The sequence below is a fragment of the Collinsella aerofaciens genome (assembly GCF_039062315.1).
GTDB classification, from domain to species: Bacteria; Actinomycetota; Coriobacteriia; order Coriobacteriales; family Coriobacteriaceae; genus Collinsella; species Collinsella aerofaciens_BG.
On record NZ_JBCJBG010000001.1, the window covers coordinates 59,122 to 77,775 of the forward strand.

General features: G+C 60.7%; 16 protein-coding genes and 1 pseudogene. 3 read left to right on the forward strand and 14 right to left on the reverse strand.

The window, feature by feature from the left end:
- Nucleotides 1–25 precede the first annotated feature (25 nt).
- The 9 genes from selD to ABCP74_RS00305 form a co-directional block, all read right to left on the reverse strand.
- A complete protein-coding gene (gene selD / locus ABCP74_RS00265; protein ID WP_343001229.1) occupies nucleotides 26–1,075 on the reverse strand; it encodes a selenide, water dikinase SelD in 1,050 nt (349 codons plus the stop codon).
- 70 nt (nucleotides 1,076–1,145) lie between these two features.
- Complete coding sequence (locus ABCP74_RS00270; RefSeq protein WP_343001230.1) at nucleotides 1,146–1,910, reverse strand: acyl-CoA dehydratase activase; 765 nt, start codon at nucleotides 1,908–1,910, stop codon at nucleotides 1,146–1,148.
- 50 nt (nucleotides 1,911–1,960) lie between these two features.
- Nucleotides 1,961–3,124, reverse strand: coding sequence for a double-cubane-cluster-containing anaerobic reductase (locus ABCP74_RS00275; protein ID WP_343001231.1), 1,164 nt, complete (start codon nucleotides 3,122–3,124; stop codon nucleotides 1,961–1,963).
- A gap of 153 nt (nucleotides 3,125–3,277) precedes the next feature.
- On the reverse strand, nucleotides 3,278–4,561 hold the full coding sequence (locus tag ABCP74_RS00280) for a double-cubane-cluster-containing anaerobic reductase (RefSeq protein ID WP_138340013.1): 1,284 nt from the start codon (nucleotides 4,559–4,561) through the stop codon (nucleotides 3,278–3,280).
- 430 nt (nucleotides 4,562–4,991) lie between these two features.
- On the reverse strand, nucleotides 4,992–6,062 hold the full coding sequence (locus ABCP74_RS00285; protein ID WP_343001232.1) for a sulfate/molybdate ABC transporter ATP-binding protein: 1,071 nt from the start codon (nucleotides 6,060–6,062) through the stop codon (nucleotides 4,992–4,994).
- Nucleotides 6,063–6,065: 3 nt separating this feature from the next.
- Nucleotides 6,066–7,331, reverse strand: coding sequence for a molybdate ABC transporter permease subunit (modB, locus tag ABCP74_RS00290; protein ID WP_343001233.1), 1,266 nt, complete (start codon nucleotides 7,329–7,331; stop codon nucleotides 6,066–6,068).
- A 245-nt stretch (nucleotides 7,332–7,576) separates the two neighbouring features.
- On the reverse strand, nucleotides 7,577–8,449 hold the full coding sequence (gene modA, locus ABCP74_RS00295; protein ID WP_343001234.1) for a molybdate ABC transporter substrate-binding protein: 873 nt from the start codon (nucleotides 8,447–8,449) through the stop codon (nucleotides 7,577–7,579).
- Nucleotides 8,450–8,652: 203 nt separating this feature from the next.
- A complete protein-coding gene (locus tag ABCP74_RS00300; protein WP_343001235.1) occupies nucleotides 8,653–9,132 on the reverse strand; it encodes a MogA/MoaB family molybdenum cofactor biosynthesis protein in 480 nt (159 codons plus the stop codon).
- 10 nt (nucleotides 9,133–9,142) lie between these two features.
- Nucleotides 9,143–10,405, reverse strand: coding sequence for a molybdopterin molybdotransferase MoeA (locus ABCP74_RS00305; protein WP_343001236.1), 1,263 nt, complete (start codon nucleotides 10,403–10,405; stop codon nucleotides 9,143–9,145).
- Between the two features lie 210 nt (nucleotides 10,406–10,615).
- On the opposite strand from ABCP74_RS00305, the gene ABCP74_RS00310 reads away from it, so the two are divergent.
- Nucleotides 10,616–12,037 carry a chloride channel protein gene (locus ABCP74_RS00310; RefSeq protein ID WP_343001237.1) on the forward strand — a complete coding sequence of 474 codons (1,422 nt, stop codon included), beginning with the start codon at nucleotides 10,616–10,618 and terminating at the stop codon, nucleotides 12,035–12,037.
- Between the two features lie 87 nt (nucleotides 12,038–12,124).
- On the forward strand, nucleotides 12,125–13,087 hold the full coding sequence (locus ABCP74_RS00315) for a diacylglycerol/lipid kinase family protein (RefSeq protein ID WP_343001238.1): 963 nt from the start codon (nucleotides 12,125–12,127) through the stop codon (nucleotides 13,085–13,087).
- A gap of 87 nt (nucleotides 13,088–13,174) precedes the next feature.
- On the opposite strand, the pseudogene ABCP74_RS00320 reads toward ABCP74_RS00315, so the two are convergent.
- The 4 genes and pseudogenes from ABCP74_RS00320 to ABCP74_RS00335 all read right to left on the reverse strand — a co-directional run.
- Nucleotides 13,175–13,486 (reverse strand): annotated as a pseudogene (locus tag ABCP74_RS00320) (peptide chain release factor-like protein); the annotation flags it as partial.
- 152 nt (nucleotides 13,487–13,638) lie between these two features.
- Nucleotides 13,639–14,217, reverse strand: coding sequence for a xanthine phosphoribosyltransferase (locus tag ABCP74_RS00325; RefSeq protein ID WP_117758705.1), 579 nt, complete (start codon nucleotides 14,215–14,217; stop codon nucleotides 13,639–13,641).
- 159 nt (nucleotides 14,218–14,376) lie between these two features.
- Nucleotides 14,377–15,681: an MFS transporter gene (locus ABCP74_RS00330; RefSeq protein WP_343001239.1), complete on the reverse strand. Its 1,305-nt coding sequence runs from the start codon at nucleotides 15,679–15,681 to the stop codon at nucleotides 14,377–14,379.
- Nucleotides 15,682–15,823: 142 nt separating this feature from the next.
- Entirely contained in the window at nucleotides 15,824–17,107 is a 1,284-nt protein-coding gene (locus ABCP74_RS00335) for an O-acetylhomoserine aminocarboxypropyltransferase/cysteine synthase family protein (protein ID WP_343001240.1), read from the reverse strand.
- Between the two features lie 230 nt (nucleotides 17,108–17,337).
- Here ABCP74_RS00335 and ABCP74_RS00340 point away from each other — a divergent pair, with 230 nt between their 5' ends.
- Nucleotides 17,338–17,784, forward strand: coding sequence for a C-GCAxxG-C-C family protein (locus tag ABCP74_RS00340; protein WP_343001241.1), 447 nt, complete (start codon nucleotides 17,338–17,340; stop codon nucleotides 17,782–17,784).
- A 67-nt stretch (nucleotides 17,785–17,851) separates the two neighbouring features.
- Here the strand turns inward: ABCP74_RS00340 and ABCP74_RS00345 are convergent, their stop codons facing one another.
- Nucleotides 17,852–18,490, reverse strand: coding sequence for a YigZ family protein (locus tag ABCP74_RS00345; RefSeq protein ID WP_343001242.1), 639 nt, complete (start codon nucleotides 18,488–18,490; stop codon nucleotides 17,852–17,854).
- Nucleotides 18,491–18,654 lie beyond the last annotated feature (164 nt).

The window sequence follows — 18,654 nt, forward strand, 5'->3', positions numbered from 1 at the left end:
GGCACATGGCTCAATAAACGTGTCGTTAACGGACAACGTGGACAGCAGGACCGCCCGGCTCCGCCTCGTACACGCGACCGACGACGGCGGCGATACGTCCCTCGGCATCCAGGCGGCGCGCAAGCTCATCCACATCGGCAGCAGGCGCCGCGATGAGTAGACCACCCGAGGTCTGCGGATCGTACAGCGCATCCAACATACCCGGCTCCAGGTCCTCGTCGGCAGCCACACGCGGGCCAAAGAAGTCCTGGTTGCGGTAGGAGCCCGCGGGGATAATGCCCAGACGCGCCATATCGAGCACCTGGTCAAAGAGCGGCACCGCCCCCGACGCAAGTTCAACCTGCACGCCCGAGCCCTCGGCCATCTCGCACGCGTGCCCGATCAGGCCAAAGCCCGTAATGTCGGTGCAGCCATGAAGCTCGAGTCCCTCGGCCAGACGAATCGGTGCCTCGTTGAGGGTGCGCATCGAGTCAAACATGGCTGCGGCCTCGTCCTGCTCGATGAGCTCACCCTTAATGGCCGTGGTGATGATGCCCGAGCCGATCGCCTTGGTCAGCAGCAGAACATCGCCCGCGCGTGCGCCGCTGTTGGCGAGCATGTGGTCGAGTGCGACAAAGCCGCTCACGGACAGGCCGTACTTGGGCTCGTCGTCGTTGATGGTGTGGCCGCCCGCGATGGAGCAACCCACCTCGACGCACTTGTCGGCGCCGCCCGCCAAGATCTGACCGGCCACCTCCACCCCCAGGCAGCTGGGTATGCAGAGCAGGTTCATGGCATGGCTCGGCCGTCCGCCCATGGCGTAGATGTCCGACAGCGAGTTTGCCGCCGCGATCTGGCCAAACAGGAACGGGTCGTCGACCATCGGTGGGAAGAAGTCGATGGACTGCACGAGCCCCAGGTTCTCCCCTACGCGAAAGACGCTCGCATCGTCGGAGGTATCGAACCCCACGAGCAAGTTGTCGTTATGCACATTGGGTAAATCGCCCAGGACCTGGGCGAGGGCTCCGGGAGCCAACTTAGCGGCTCAACCGCTCGCGGCCGTCATAGACGTGAGCTTAATCTGATCGTCAGCCATCGATACCTCCTCTCATCGGGCAATCATTTTCTCCCAGTATACGCATGAATGCGAGCCTACGGCGGATGCATTAATTGAGCGCCTGCGCGCGAATCGCCGCACCGATGGCACCGGCAAAGCGGGCCTGGGGCGAGGTGGTGACCGGCGAGCCCAGCAGCGCGGCCAGCCGCTCCACAACGTAGGCGTTCTCGCACAGGCCTCCCGTCAGGTAGTACGGAGCACCCGCCGCCTGCCCGGCCATAGTCGCCACGCGCGACACGACGCTTTCGATCACGCCGCGCGCAATGTTCTCACGCGGCTCGCCACGACCGATCAGGCTGATGACCTCGCTTTCGGCAAACACCGTGCACATGCTGCTGATCTTGGTGGGCTCGCCGGAACGCGCCAGGTCGGCCATCTGCTGTTGGGAAATACCTAGGCGCTCGGCCATGATCTCCAAAAAGCGCCCCGTGCCGGCGGCGCACTTGTCGTTCATGGCAAACTTGGCCACGCGGCCACTTTTTAGCTGAATGACCTTGGTGTCCTGGCCGCCCACGTCAATCACCGTGCCGTGATCGCCAAACAGGCGCACGGCGCCGGTGCCGTGGCAGGTAATCTCGGTCACGACCTTGTGCGCATAGGGCACGGCGACACGACCATATCCGGTCGCGATCACGCGCAAGTCGTCGGCAGCCACGTCATAGCCAGCCGCGGCAAGCTCGCCGCGCAAACGCTCGGCCGCATCGACCGACGAATATCCCGTCGGCATGACGCAGGTCCACGCAATGGCGCCATCCGTCTCCACCACCGCAGCCTTCGCGGCCGTCGAGCCTATGTCGATACCAATGCCAACCACAACATCCTCCTTCTATGCGGCAAAGCGGCTGTCCCCTTGCCGCGTTCGTCCTACAGGGTCTCAATAAAGGCGGCGATGCGGGTCTCGATCTGACCCATGTCTCCGTTGCTGTAGTCGGTCTCGATCTTCATGTACGGAATGCCCGCACCCTCGACGGCCTCCTGCATGCGCGCACTCTCAACGTTAAAGGTATGGCACGCCTGGAGCACGTTTTCGACCACGCCATCGACGTGGTACTTCTCGCACATGGCCAGCGTGTTTTCCATACGGCCGTCGTTTGGCGTCATGACCGAGCAGTTGATGTCTAGGTAGCGGTCTGCGATAGCGCGCAAGATGTCGGGAGCCTCCGGGTCGATCATCATGGCCGCCGTCCGTTCACCCGAGCAATCGTCCATGCACACGACCACGCCGCCGTTGGACTCGATGGTGCGACCGATCTTGTTGATCACGCCGCCCACCGGGCAACCGGTGATCAGAATGCGCTTGGCATCCGCCGCGACCGGACGCTCGCCGGCCTCGTAGGCCTCGCGCAGATTGGCGACCTTTTGCTCCAGCTGCTGCGTATAGGCCTCGATATCAAAGCTGAACGTACCGGCAAACATAGTGCTCATCAGGTCGACGCCGCTCATGGCCGCCGGCTGGTTGGCCTGCAGCGCAAACATCTCGAGCTGGGCAGCACGCAGGCGATTGCGACGACGGACGGCGGCGCGCAGGTCGTCATCAGCAATCGTAATACCGTAGAAGTTCTCGAGCTCCTCCTTGAGCAGACGGCACTCCTCGTACCAGCCCTCGCGCTCGTAGGCGCGATCGCGACCCTGCGGAAGATGCAGAATGTGCGTGCGCTTGAGCTCGTTGAGCAGCTCGTACATCTTCTTCTTGCCGTCGCAGGTGGTCTCGCCGATGATCATGTCGCTAAAGTACGTAAACGGGCACTTTTGCGAATAGGCAAAACCGTAGGTCGACTTGATGAGCGGGCAGAGGTTTGCCGGCAGCACCTTCTCGGCCTCGGGAATCACCTCGTCGGACGTACCGCACAGCGCCACGCTCGCAGCCCCCGCGGCATCGATAATCTCGAGCGGCGTATAGCTGCACAAAAAGCCGACCAGACGATTACCCGCCTGCTTATAATCCTTGACGCGAATAAACGCCGCCTTGCGCTGCTCGTTGAACTCCTCAAACGTGGACGGCAACGGCTGCTCAATATTTTCCGACATATAACTCCTTAACAAACCTTTTAGCCAACCAAGGAAACGGCTTTCCCAGGTGCCCGAGGTTGCCGTGAAAGATGAGCGCCGCATACTTTGGTAGCAAGCGACGGTTTGAACGGCAAGATCGGGTGCTTGGGGAAGCCGCCGGAACGTATCGCCCTAAATGGTTTCCAAGAAAGCCTCAATCCTGGTTTGCAGTTGGCCTGCGTCTTCGCCGGCGTAGTCGGTCGTGATGTGCATAAACGGAATGCCTGCCTCCTCGGCGGCCTTCTCCACGGCAAACGACTCCATCTCGTAGAGCGTGCAGAACTGCAAGGCCACGTCGACGATACCGTCGGCATGCAGGTCCTTGGCCATCTGGACAATGTCCTTCATACGCTGGTCGTTGGGCGTAAAGACAGCACAGTTGATCTTAAAGTAGCGCTCGGCGATGGCGTCGAGCATCTCGTCGACCGTCTCGCCGGACTCGTCGACCAGGTCCTTGTAGTAGCGCGAGCCCGTGCAGGACTCCTCGCCCACCACGACGCCGCCGGCCTTCTCGATGAGATTGAACAGCTTCCAGTTGGGCACGGCCATGGGCGTACCGGTGTACAGGATGCGCTTGGTCCCCTTGGGTGCCACACCCTCGCCGGCCTCGACACGCTGCTCGCACTCGGCAGCCATATCGTTGATGGCTCCGGTCAGGCGCGGCGTGTCGTCCATAAAGGCGGCCTGAACGGTCAGCAGGCTGTCGAGACCGCTGATGGGCGCCGGGTCGGCAGCGCGCGTGGCAGCGAGGCGCTGCAGGGCACGGCGCTTCTCATTGACGGCGTGGATGGCGGCCTTCAGACGCTCAGGCGTAATCTTGACGCCGCACTCGTCCTCAATCTTGGCGGCGAGCTTCTTGACCTCGGCCTTCCAGGTCACGAGCGTCGACTCGTCGTGTACGTTGGGAATATCCATGACGTACATGTTCTTTTGCGTGGCAAAAAACTCATAAGCCTTCTTCTTGCCATCGCAGGTGTTCTCGCCCACCACCAGGTCACTCGACTCAATGTAGGGGCAAACCTCGCCCAACTTAAAGCCGGCAAAGCTCTTGATAAGCGGGCAGGTATTGCGCGGCAGGTGCTCCTCGACCTTATCGGTTGCCCAATCGGCACCCGAGCACAGACCCACGGGGATACCGTCGCAGGCGAGCACAATTTCCTCGGGCACGTAGACGCAGAACGAACCGACGATCTTGGTGGCCTCGCCGGCCTCCTTCTTGTCGAGCATCTCCTTAATACGGCCGCTGTGGATGTTGGTGGCCACAAAGTCCAGGTAGGACGTGGACTTGGGGCGATTGTTCTGCGTCAGGAACATATCGCCGTACATCTGGCCCACGGCGCCCAGCAGCATATCGTGGTCGGCAAGATTCATGCCGAGGCTCTCCCACATCGGATGGAAATCAAATTCTTCAGCCATGACGGTTCCCCTCTCGAACCAAAAATGAATAGCTACGGTATTGCTGCACGGTGGGTGGCGAAAACCCAGCCGCGCTTAAACCCGGAATTTTAGGGAACCTGCTTTGCGGTCGATGATTTAGTTGTGCGTCGTCTCTCCCGGAGCCGTGAACACACCTGCTCATATGCGACTCCGAGCCATGTACAGGGCGCGCGTGGCAACGCGGCGAATGTATGTCGTCTGCGGCATATGCGCACCCTCCTTTACAAGTTGAGGTTAACTATATCAACGGTCGTCGACCATGCGAACACCGTTGACATTCGTACGACAACGTCGTGTGCCGTCGTTTAATAAATTGTCGTCTTGATTGATAAGAGTTTGTCATCCCTCATTCGGCGAACGACAAGACAAAGCCGTCGAGGCTTATATCCCCCGACGGCATTACCCGGCGCTATCGACAAACCAAATGGATCCTGCTGGCATCAAAATGCATGCGCAGCATCTCGCCTGCCTGCGGCAGCTCGTCGGCAGGTATGCCCACTTTGTTGACCTTCCACTGCAGGCGCGTCGGCGCATCGGCGCGCGGCGCGTCCAACAGCACCAAGCGCTCAAAACGCGAATCGCTCACGCGGGCCACATGCAAGTCGTAACTGTTGCGACCCCGCTCAGCACGGTTGTCCACATGGAAGTAGCTCGCACGAATGCCCAGGTACGCCACATTATCGGGAACCTCACGACCCACGTTAAAGCTCATGCCCCAGTCGAGGGCCTCAACTTCTTCGTCACCGATCTTGCGTGCCCGGCTTGTGTTCTTGCAGCCCGTCAGACGCAGCGCCGCTAGCGTCTGCGGGCTGCGGACCACGTCCTCGACAGAACCGATCTCCTCGACGCGCCCGTTATGCATCACGCAGATGCGCTGGCACAGACGGCATGCCTCGTCGATGTCGTGGCTCACGTAGAGCACGGTGCGGTTGCATACATCGAACAAGTCGAGCATGTTCTGCTCGAGCGCGCTCTTAAGATACGCATCGAGCGCGCTCATGGGCTCGTCGAACATAAAAATGCCCGGATGCGCCGCCACCATACGCGCAAGCGCCACGCGTTGCTGCTGCCCGCCCGAGAGTCGCGCGGGATAGCGGTCGGCAAAGTCGGCCAGACCGAAGATACCCAGGTAGCGCTCGGCAAGTTTTTTACGCGCCGCGGCATCGCCCGCGTCCTTTACGCCGGCGCACACGTTATCGGTCACCGTCATGTTGGGAAACAGCTGATAGTTTTGGAACAGCAGGGCGCATTTGCGCGCCTGGGGCGACAGGTTGATGCCCGCCGCCGAGTCAAAAAAGGTCACGCCGTTGACGACGATCTTGCCCTCGTCGGGCGTCTCCACACCGGCAATGCAGCGAAGTGTGCAGCTCTTGCCGCAACCCGAAGCACCGAGCAGCGCCACACGCTCCTCGCCGGCCTCGAGCTGCATGTCGAGGGTAAAGCCGGGATAGCGCTTTTTGATATCCAAGACGAGCGACATGGCCTATCGACCTCCCTTTGCGACCGTGTCATCGCGCATAAGCTCGGCCAACGCCTCGCGATCGATACGCAGCGCATCGCCGCCGACCGGGTCGAGCGAATCGGTCTGGCCACCCAGCTGCTTGGTCTGCTTGCGCTCCGCGCGGGACAGGCCGCGCTCGCGGTACTTTTGCGAATGCGCCGTGTACATATTGATGAACAGAATGACCAGGAAACTGAACGCGATTACGACAACGACCCAAAAGAGCGCCACCGACGTGTTGCCGCCCATCCACTCAAAGTAGATGGCGATGGGGATGGTCTGCGTAATGCCGGCGTAGTTGCCCGCAAAGAAAAGGGTGCAGCCAAACTCACCCATGGCACGCGCGAAGGCGAGCACCGTGCCGGCGGCAATCGAGGGCCAGCCGAGCGGCATCATAAGCCTGGTAAAGATGCGGCGCTCGGACCATCCCAAGGTTCGCGCGGCGTCGAGCATCTGCGTGTCGAGGCTCTCGAAGGCTCCGAGCGCCGTGCGGTAGACCAGCGGAAACGACACAACGACGGCCGAAATGACCGCCGCGGGCCAGGTAAAGACGATCGAGACGCCGTGCGCGATAAGCCACCGACCGACCCCGGTCGAGCGGCCAAACAGCATGAGGAGCAGGAAGCCGCAGACCGTGGGCGGCAGCACCATAGGAATCGTAAAGACCGAATCGAGCAGGCCCTTGATGCGACTCGAGGTACCCATAGTCTTCCACGCGGCGAACAGGCCCAGCGCAAAGGAGATCAGCAGGGCAAGGCCGCTCGTTTTAATGGACACCCAGAACGGGCTATAGTCGATGTCGCCTAAAAAGGAGGCCAAAGAGGTCAAGGGGCCCTGCTCATCCCGCAACACGACAGACGATGCTTCAACCATTTGAGCGCTATCAAGCCAACGCGCTCCGCCCTTGGCATCACCCGAGGCCGATGAAATCACCACATAGCGGTCCCCATCCGCACCGCGCTCGTCAAAGCCATAGGTATACCCACCGGCATCAAACGTTGTTTCCGCCGTGACATACCAAGGAAGATCCACGTCCCCTAGCTGCGCACCTCCCATACAGTTTGCGCTGTCGAGCTCGCAGACGAGGGCCTTGAGACCCGAAACGCACTCGTTGTCCTGCGGATCCAATCCATACTTCTCGACCGCCTTGGGCGATATCCACACCACAACGCGATCGGCAGCAGGCGCCACTACAAGGTCCACGTCCTCGTCAACAGGAAACCGGTAGCCCTCAGGCTGGCCCTCCATGGCACGAGCGGTCCCCTTGGCCAATCGCTCAAAACCCTCGATCCCATAGGAAAGCCCATGAGCGGTCGCAGCAACCCCGGCCCCGTCCTCAGCGTCCCCAGCAAACGCAAATCCCGGCACCCAGCAAAGCGCGAAGGTCAAAGCACAGGCGACAAGCATGCGGAATCTATTAAGCACGAACAGCTCCAAGCGAATACAAGGACGGAGTGAAACACAAAACGATGGAATTATCGCGCCAAGCCGCACTACTCGGAAAGCTCAAAGCCGTACTTAGCCCAAATCTTCTGAGCCTTCTTGTTGGACAGGCAAAAGTCGATGAACGCCTTGGCTTCGTCGGCATGTTCGGAGCTCTCGGCAACGGCACCCGGGTACACGATGGGCTTGTGCGAATCCTCCGGGCACACGAAGGCCTCCTCGATGCCGTCGTAGCGGAAGATATCGGAGCTGTAGACAAAACCGGCCACGCAGTCGCCCGTAGAGACATAGGCGGCGGCGGTGCCCACCTTATCGGCCAGCGCGACCTTGTCGGCGACCTCTGGAGCATACTCGCCGTCGTCACCCTCGGTGCCGGTGTAGAGGTCCACGGAGGCCAGGGCCTGGTTGGCATACTTGCCAGCGGGAACGGTCTTGGCGTCGCCAATGGCGATCTTGCCGTCCAGATTCGCGACGTCGGCGATGGCCTCGACCTTGGTGTCGGAGCCCTTGGCGCGAATGATCACGAGGTCGTTGACGAACATGTCCTCACGCGTGTCGGCGTCGACGAGCTCGGCGGTCTCAGCGTCATCCATGGTGCCCTTGGAAGCGGTGATGAGCACGTCGACGGCGGCACCGGCGCGCAACTGCTCGACAAGGTCGCCAGACGCCTTAAACTGCGTGTCGGCAAACGTGGTGCCGGTCTGGTCGGTGTAGAGCTCTTGGACCTCGGGCAAAGCCTTCTCGAGCGAGTTGGCAGCAAAGACTTGCAGCTCGACAGCTTTCTTAGAAGACGCCTCAGCAGAACCGGCATCGGATCCGGCCGGCTCAGACGTCTTGCCGCCCGAGCAGCCGGCAAGACCAAGGCTGGTAGCGGCGACAGCAGAAAGCGAGACGAATCCGCGGCGAGAAACCATATCGAACATATTCAACCCTTTCGGACCTTGTGCCCGGGTACCCCACCGCGGGCTATAATCTGCAATCAGATTATACTTTTGCGCGAATAATGATAGTGAGAAATGGTTCTCGCCAGAGAATATAGTTTCGAGTTAGCGTGCACCTCGGCGTCGCTTCGGTGGAAAACAAAAGCGGAGCAGCCGTTCAGGTCGCCCCGCCGCAGGTAAACCACTTAGTTGATATGTCCGCCGCCCGCTGTCATCTGAGCCGCATGCTCCAGCTGGTCCGCTATGGCCTCCCAGCTTTCGCGGGCGGCCTTCGTAGAACCGGGAAAGTTTACGACAAGTGTATGACCTCGTTGCATGCAAATAGCGCGCGAGAGCATGGCGCGGCGCGTCTTGGTCATGGAGTACGCACGGATTGCCTCTGCAATACCCGGCACATCGCGGTCGCAGACGGCACGCGTCGCCTCGGGCGTCACATCGCGCATCGAAAGCCCCGTGCCGCCGCAGGTGAGCACGACATTGGCGTGGCACTCATCGGCGGCTTCCACAATGGCATCACCAATCTCGCTGACATCGTCACGCACGACCACATGTGAGGCGACCGTCCAGCCCTGCGCCTCGATAAGTTCCTCGAGTGCGGCTCCAGCCTCGTCCTGGGCAAGGTCGCGCGTATCCGAGCACGTCACGATCGAAATCTTCAACTCCATAGCATTCCTCCTACAACACGGCGTCCTCAGGCAGGTCGACACGCACGACATCCACGACGTCGCCCGCCTTGAGCTCGCACGGCCCTTCGTCAATACGCAGCAGACAGTTGGCCCGCTGCATCGTGCCGAGCAGCGCCGAATTCTGCGTCTTAGCCTCGGTCACCAACAGCTCACCGGTCTCGGGGTCGCGCAAAACCGCGGCGCGATCGAAGAAGCGTCGGTCCTGGCGCTTCTTCACGCCGTGCGTCAATATCGCCTGCTGCACGGGACGCGTACCCTCGGCAAAGCCGCGCATCTTGCGGATCGCGGGGCGGGCGAGCATCTCAAAGCCCACATACGCCGCGGCCGGATTACCTGAAAGTCCCAGGTAGGGCTTACCTCCGAGCAAGCCAAACGTGATGGCCTTGCCCGGACGCATCGAGATGCGATCGAACAGCACCTCGCCCTCGCGCTGGACCAGCGCCGTCACGTAGTCGTAATCGCCCGCCGAGGCGCCACCGCTCGTAATGACAAAATCGCACTCCTGCATGGCACGATGCACCAGCTCGGCAATCGCCTGCTCATCATCGGGCGCAATGCCGTAGAACACGGGCTCGGCTCCTGCATCGAGTGCTTCGGCCATCAACGCCGACGAGTTGGAGTCGCGAATCTGACCGCGCGCCGGCACGTTACTCGGTGCGACCAATTCCGTGCCCAGCGAGATGATGCCCACACGTGGGGCAGCGTGCACCTTCACGCTCGCGTAACCGGCGCTTGCCAGCAGCCCCGCGCCCGCCGGAGCCACGACCTCGCCGGCGTGTATCACAACATCGCCGGCATGGGCCTCCTCGGCGGCAGAGCGAACGTTCTCCCCCACCTTGGCCGGCGCCGAGAAGAGAACGTGCGAGCCCTCGTTGCCATCGCCGTCAAGCACCTCGACGATCTCGTATTTCACTACGGCGTCGGCACCCTCGGGCACCGGCGCGCCTGTCATAATGCGGACCGTCTCGCCCGGGCCAAGAGCACCCTCAAACACATGGCCCGCAGCCTCGTGTCCGATAACGTCGAGCGTCACCGGCGTCTCACCAGACGCCTGCGCCAAGTCCGCCGAGCGCACGGCATATCCGTCCATAGCGCTGTTGGCAAACGGCGAGATGTCGATATCGGCCACCGCGTCCTCGGCCAAGGGAAAACCAGCCGCCTGCCACACGGGAATCTCGACGAGATTGGTCGGAGCAACGTGCGACAGAACAATCGACTGCGCGTCCTCCAGCGGAATGAGTTTCTCTGCCATATGCACCTCTTAATGCCACGGCGCACAACAGGAGCGCCGATTCTTTATGCTTGTCTCAGTATAATCCCCCGACGCGCGACCGCGATTTGACCTGTACCCGCAAATACACCTGTCGGCCGCAAGCTGCGAAACAGAATGGAAACCAACCCACCGGCTCGTCGCGCTTGCCGCGTTTTATAATGCTTGCGTTGCAACCTAAAAGAGGAATATATGGCTCATAACAACAAACCCGAAAGCGCAAACGAAGCGCAGGATCATTCCCAGCCGCTCGACGATGGCGGCTTTTTCTCCCTTAGCGACGTCATCATGGCCGGCAGGCGTCAACTCACCCGCTCCGAGCAGCTCTTGGCCGCCGACACACGCCGCAACGCCCGCAACCTGTTTGCAAGCGCCAAACTGCTCGCGCTCGTCGTCATTGTCTCGCTCGCCATGGGTGTTGCCGCTTGGGCATTTTTGGCCTCACTGAATATCGCGACCGATTATCGCGAGCACCACGTGTGGATTTACGCGTTGCTTCCCGTTGTGGGCGTTGCCACCGCATGGGTGTACAAAAACCACGGCCTTGCCGCCAAACGAGGTAACAACCTGGTCATCGACTCCGCCCTGGGCACACGCCTTATCCATATGCGCATGGCCGTCCTCACCTTCGTCTGCTCCACGCTCACGCACCTCACCGGCGGATCGGCCGGTCGCGAGGGGGCTGCGGTGCAGATTGGCGGCACTATCGCCAGTAACATCTCGAGCCTCGCCCACCTCAAAAAGCATGACCACCACGACCTCATGCTCGCCGGCATCTCGTCGGCCTTTGGCGCCGTATTCGGTTCGCCCCTTGCCGGAGCTTTCTTTGGCATGGAGATGTGCTTTATCGGCAAGATCGACTACACCGCAGGTATCTACTGCCTGGTCGCCTCGTTTACCGGCTACTTTACGTCGCTTGCCTTGGGAACCGAGTACGAGGCGAATGTTATCGCCGGCGTTCCCAACATGACACCACGGACGGTTGTCATCGTAGTCATCAGCGCCATCATCTTTGGTCTCACCGCACGTCTCTTTGCCTGGTCGGTTCGTACCGTCAAGAGCCTGTACGGCCGCTTTATCACCAACTACCTTGCTCGCGCACTCGTGGGCGCGCTCGTGGTGCTCGTGGCCTACGCGATGCTCGACGCCTGGAAGTATGCTGGCCTTGCCACCTGGCTCTCGGGCGCCGGGTTCGCCGGTAACACGACCCTTGCCGACGCAGTCATCAAGCTCGTGGTGACGGCGCTCACCCTGGGCGCCGGCTTCCAAGGAGGCGAGGTCACACCCCTGTTTGGCATCGGTGCGGCGCTCGGCGGTTGGATCGGTTGCCTCGTCGGAATCGACCCCAGCTTTCTGGCGGCGCTGGGCATGCTCGGCGTGTTCTGCGCCGGCCTTAACGTACCCATCACCACCTGCATGATGGCCATCGACCTGTTCCACGGCACGGCAGCCGGCTTCTTCGTGATCGTAGCGTTTATCAGCTATCTCGTCGGCGGCCACCGCGGCGTGTATCCCGCTCAGCGCATTATCTCGCCTAAACGCCGTTCGCTTATTGTGGACGAGGGCGGTACGGTGGCGGATGCTATCGAGCGCCACAACGACCTGATAGAGTAGACGTAAATATTCGCCGTGCAGCCACAATCGGGGGCAATTCGACCTGAACGCGACCGCACTGTCATGTCACACGCCGGGAGTCGCCCCATGCACGCAACTGATTTTGGTCGCACGCTCATCATCGCCAACCCCGCCGCCCAGTCGGGTGCGGCGCGCGAAGTTGCCGAGCGCCTGCAGCGCTTTTTGGACATGACCGCGCGCTCATCCCAGTTTGATCTGGTGCTGACCGAGCGCATGGGACATGCCAAGGAACTTGCCGCACGGGCCCAGGGCTACCGCACGGTTATCGCACTCGGCGGCGACGGAGTGATCCACGAGGTCGTCAATGGGCTCATGACGCAGGATGAGGCGGTCCGTCCCGCCCTTGCCGTTCTACCCGTAGGCTCCGGCAACGATTTTGCCCAGACCCTCGGTATCGACGATTTCTCCGGAAAGGATTTTGGCGCGCTGCTCACCTGCGAGCTGCAGCGTCAGGACATCGGGCGCATTCGCTCATGGAGCCCTGCGAGCGGCGGCGGCGAGGCTACCGTTGAGTACTACGATCAGACGCTTTCGGTCGGCATCGATGCCGCCATCGGCCTGGGCACCACCGAGCTGCGCAAAAAGACCGGCTTGACGGGCGCTCCGCTCTACACTCTCTCGGGACTTGAGCAGTTTGGCCTGCGCTATCGCAACTACCCCATGACAGTCAGCTTTGACGGCGCGCCCGCCGAGCGCGTGAGGGCGATTATCATGGCCATCCAGCTGGGACCCACCTATGGTTCGGGCTATCGCATCTGTCCCGACGCCGACCCGTGCGACGGCATCCTCGACGTTTGCTACGCCTGCGGCCCCGTCCCCCGTGCGGTCGCGCTTCCCATGTTCCTTTCGGCCAAAGATGGCCACCATACCAAGCTGCCACCGGTTCGCATGCGCCGCTGTCGCCATGCCGAGCTTACCTTTGAGGAGCCCGACTACCCCATCCAGGCCGACGGCGAGCCCGTCGTCGCCTCGCGCATCGAGGTGGACATCCTTCCCGCCGTTCTCGAGGTCTGGCACCCAACCCGCTAACCCCACCTAAGTTGCGGTGAAATAGGGACTGTTTATGCAGCTAAAGCCGCAAAACAGTCCCTATTTCACCGCAACGTATTGAGGAGATCATTCCTCCCCGTCCGGCTTGCGACGGTTGGCCTTTTTAATCGCGTTGAAGTGCTTGTCATTGAGTCTGCGCTGGCGCGATCGCTGAGGCACCTTGGTCTTTACGCGTCGGCGCGGTGGACGCCCGCGACGCTCAAGCTCTGCCCTCAGCTTACGCAGACAGCAGCTGCGATTCTGAAACTGACTGCGGCTCTCACGCGCCGTCACGACAATCCCCGTGGGCCCATGCTTCATGCGCACCGCCGAGTCCGTCGTGTTCACGCCCTGTCCACCCGGACCCGTCGCGCGAAACACCTGCACCTCGCAATCGCGTGCCAGCTCCTCGACCGACATCTCGGCATAGCGCGCATACTCGCGCCATCCCATCTTGTTCTCATCCATATCAATACCTCCCCTCATACAAAAAATGTGACAAAGGGACAGTCCCTTTGTCACATCGCATACCAATCGCTTGTGTTGCGCGCCTAGGCGAACGTGATCTCGCCGTTCTCGCAGTCCATTTCGGCGATACGGGCCAGGCTCTCAACGCGGAAACCGCGCTCGCGGAGCTTATCGCCGCCGCCCTGGAAGCCCTTCTCCACGGCAATGCCGATACCGGCAACCTCGGCGCCCGCAGCCTCGCAGATCTTGATAAGACCCTCGAGCGCGCAGCCGTTGGCCAAAAAATCGTCGATGATCAGAACCTTGTCGCCCTCGGACAGGAAGCGCTTGCCAACGATAACCGGGTACTCCTTCTGCTTGGTAAAGGAATAGATGGTCGTGGCATACTGCTCGCCGTCAAGGTTGATGGACTGTGCCTTCTTGGCAAAGACTACCGGCACGCCGCCAAAATGCTGGGCTGCGATGCAAGCCATGCCAATGCCCGAAGCCTCGATCGTCAGAATCTTGTTGATCTCGACACCCTCGAACAGACGGGCCCACTCGGCACCCATGTGGTCGAACAGCTCAACGTCGCACTGGTGGTTGAGGAAGGCATCAACCTTAAGGACGTTACCGGCCTTTACGATGCCGTCATGGCGAATACGATCCTCAAGCTCCTGCATGGCGCAACCCCTTCTCGCGGCAACGATACCGCGCGATTAATAAACGTTGTTCGATAGTCTACCACGGACCGACCCCCGCCCGCCCCACAAGCCGCATCGCACCATAAAGCTGCAAGACCAGTAGATAGGCCCGATTCGTGGCAAGCCTGCCACCACAAGCTAATGGCGGGCGCGCATCTTCACCAAACGCACCATGGCAAGCGCAAAGCCCACAGCGGCCACAGCCATAAGCACGTAGAACACCGAGCGAAAGCCGAACAGGAACACATCCGGACGGCCTGCAACAAAACTGGTCACGGCCTCGCCCATCGCCACGCTCATCTGCCCATATAGGATATTCGACGCCACCGTAATACCGAGTGCCATGCCGGCGTATCGCGCCAAACTGCCCAAGCTGCCCGCAAAACCGAGTGCTTCGCGAGGAGCTGAGCCCATATACAGCGAGTTATTGGGGCTCTGGAAAATCGACGTACCACACGACATAAACGCGACGCAGCACACGATCACAGGGATGGAAGAGTGCTCGTCGAGCGTGCTTACCGCAAAGAGACCGCATACGTACACGCCCAGGCCAACGGCCGTGGGACCCTCGCAGCCAACACGGTCCGAAACCGTTCCCGAAAGCGGGCCGATAAAGGCATTCACCATTGGCAGCGCCAAAAACAGCAGACCCGAAACGTCAGACCCAAACCCATGCGCATCCTGAAAATAGAACGGCAGGATAAACTCGGATGCGCCAATGCCAACGAACACGATGAGCATGCAGGCAAGGTTGATGGTGAAGGCCGAATTTGCAAAGCAGCGACGCGCGGCCCCCGCCAACGACATGGGGCGCTCGCCGGCCTCCGGCTTAACATGCGGCAGTGTGTAAAGCCCCACGATAAACGAGATGACGCCAATGGGCAGGTTGATGAGGAAGATGCTCTCCCAAGGAAAGCTTGCCACCAGCATACCGCCGAGCACGGGGCCACACATCATGCCGAGGGCCACGAAGGTCGCGAGAATACCCATAGCACGACCGCGCTCACGCGCCGGAAACGACTCGGTGATGATACCCATGTTGTTGGCCATAGCCGCCGCGCAACCGACGCCCTGAACAATGCGTGCCAGGATAAGAACCTCGAGCGAGGCCGAAAGGCCGCACAGCAGCGAACCGACCGAAAAGACGATGACGCCCAGCTGGAACACATTCACCTTGCCGCGCACGTCGCCCAGACGGCCAAACGGCAACATAGCCACGCAAGTCGCAAGCAGATACACCGAGCTTACCAGCTGGATGCGATCGAGGCCCACGCCCAGCTCCTTTTGCATCACGGGCAGCGCCACGGTCACGACGGTCGAATCCAGACACACCATAAACGTCATGATGAGCACGGTAAACAGAATCGCCCATTTGTTCTTGCCATGGGTGTCGCCCTCTAGGGCAATATGCTCGCGGCGCAGCTGCTCTGCAGTTTTCTCCATATCCATCCTTTCGAGTGGCCCAACGCAAAAAACGGGGCCCCAATCGCCAGCAAACAACCGCGATTGGGGTCCCGCCTACGGAATCGGAACTATATGTCACCGGAACCCCAAGGGGCACCGTCGCTTCATACGGGAAGCTAGCCTAGCACTGCTCAAGCGCCTGCTCAAGGTCGGCAATCAGATCGGCCGTGTCCTCGAGGCCGCACGACAGACGCACCATATCGGCGGAGATGCCGCAGGCGATGAGCTCATCATCGTTCATCTGGCGATGCGTGGCATTAGCGGGATGCAGGCAGCAAGTGCGAGCGTCAGCCACGTGCGTGGCGATCTGGGCGAGCTTAAGGCTCTTCATAAAGGTCTCGGCCGCCGCGCGGCCACCGTTAAAGCCAAAGCTCACGACGCCGCAGGTGCCGTTGGGCATGTACTTCTGAGCCAGGTCATAGTACTTGTCGCCCTCCAGGCCCGGATAGCTCACGAAGCGCACCTTGGAATGGTTCTGCAGGAACTTGGCAACGGCCAGGCCGTTCTCGCAATGACGCGGCATGCGCACGTGCAGGCTCTCGAGCGAGCTGTTCAGGAAAAATGCCGCCTGCGGGTTCTGCATGGGGCCGAGGTCACGCATGAGCTGAGCGGTTGCCTTGGTAATGAAGGCGCCCTCACGACCGAACTTCTCGGCATAGGTCACGCCGTGGTAGCTCTCGTCGGGCGTGGTGAGACCCGGGAACTTGTCTGCATGGGCCATCCAGTCAAACTGGCCATGGTCGACGATGACGCCGCCCAGGTAAGCAGCATGTCCATCCATGTACTTGGTGGTGGAGTGCGTAACGATGTCGGCGCCCCACTCAAAGGGACGACACATCACGGGCGTCGGGAAGGTGTTGTCGACCATCAGCGGCACGCCGTGGTCGTGCGCGGCCTTGGCAAAACGCTCAATGTCGAGCACGGCGAGGGCGGGATTGGCGATGGTCTCGCCAAAGACGAGCTTGGTGTTGGGCTCAAAGGCTGCCTCGAGCTCCTCATCGGTGCAGTCGGGGGCAACGAACGTGCAGGTCAAGCCCATGCGACCCATGGTATGAGCCAGCAGGTTGTAGGTACCGCCGTAGATGGCAGAGCTCGCGACCACATGATCGCCGGCACCGGCCACGTTAAAGATCGCGAGGAAGTTCGCGGCCATGCCCGAGCTCGTGAGCATCGCAGCGGTGCCGCCCTCCATCTCGCAGATCTTGGCGGCAACCAGGTCGCACGTGGGGTTCTGCAGACGGCTGTAGAAGTAGCCCGACTCCTCTAGGTCAAACAGCTTGCCCATGTGCTCGGACGTGTCGTACTTCCACGTGGTGGACTGGTAGATGGGCACCTGGCGCGGCTCGGCATCTCCCGGGTGATAGCCGCCCTGAACACATGTAGTACCGATGGTCTGCTCGCTCATATCTAGCTCCCTTGCCTGGGTTACGTTTTATTTGGTTCACGATACCGCTACCCCGCACCCCTCTCAACCCATCCCCAATGTAGGTTATGGGACAAATCGATCAGGGGCATTTATCTCAAGCCTTGGACATTTGCTCGATAGATAAAAATAGGGCATCCATGAAGCTCTCGATGATTACACGCACCGTCACGGGTACCATAGGCGGGTACACCGTGACCAAGGAGACAACGATGAAGCAAATCGATACGGCCCAGCTCGACATCACCGCCTGTCAGGCTCAGGCTGCCGAATACCACGCCTGCGGCTTTAACTGCGCACAGGCCGTCGCCTGCACGCTTGCACCCGCCGTCGGGCTCGACCCCCAGACCGCCTTTACCCTCACCGAGGGCTTTGGCGCCGGCATGGGCGGCATGACCGAAACCTGCGGCGCCATCTCGGGCGCCGTGGCCATCATGGGCTTTGTAATGAGCGATGGCATGGAAAACCCCAAGACCAAGAGTCAGACCTACAAGCTGTCGCGCGAAATCGCAAAGCGTTTTGACGAGAAGAACACGACGACCGTCTGCGGCACGCTCAAGGGCATCGGATCGGATAAGGGTCCGCTCCGCAGCTGCCCCGGTTGCATCGACGATGCCATCGAGATCGCCTGCGATATGCTAAAGCAGCTCGCCGAGTAAACACCAGCGGCATAAAACGACGGCCGGCGCGCTTGGGATCCATCCAAAAGCACGCCGGCCGTCGCCGTCAGAACTCGGCAAATTCGGGAGCGCCGACCTCGATCTCCTCGCGTCCCGCCATAAGCTCGCGCATCTTGGCGCAAAATGGCTCCTGCTCCCCCGCCTTAAACACCAAGTGAAGTGTAACGGTATCCGCGTAATCGGTATCCGAAACCTTGGCACCCGAATCCTGCGCCAAGCGAAGCACCTGCTCATACTGCGGATAGGCCACATGCACGTCAACAGGCACGACGCTTGTCATCTCGACGATCTGCCCGGACTCCCGAGCCGAGACCACCGCCGCCTGCGTCGCCGCGGTATAGGCGCGCACCAAGCCACCAGGCCCCAACAGCGTGCCACCAAAATAGCGCGTCACTACGCAGCAAACATTTTTGAGCCCCGCGCCACGCAGCACCTCGAGCGTCGGCATACCGCTCGTGCGGCTCGGCTCACCATCATCGCTCTGGCGCTCGCGTCCATCGACCAAAATCCACGCGGGAACATTATGCCGAGCGTCGTAATGACGCTTGCGAACCATCTCGATAAAGGCATTCGCCTCATCCTCGGACTCAATATGGACCAGCTGAGCAATAAACCGACTCTTGCGGTCCACAAACTCGCCCGAAGCCTCAATATTCGATTGCAGAGTAAAATAGCTGTCCAACAAAGCCCCTCAACAGAATAAAGCGCAGCAACTAACAGCCTCAATAATACGGCAAAGGCCGTACCGATAAGCCCTGTAAATAGAACAGTAACGCCGATGACCAGGCAAAAACAACGACATGCCAAGAACGGAACCGCCGATGATTCCGCCAAGGAAAGCGAGAACCC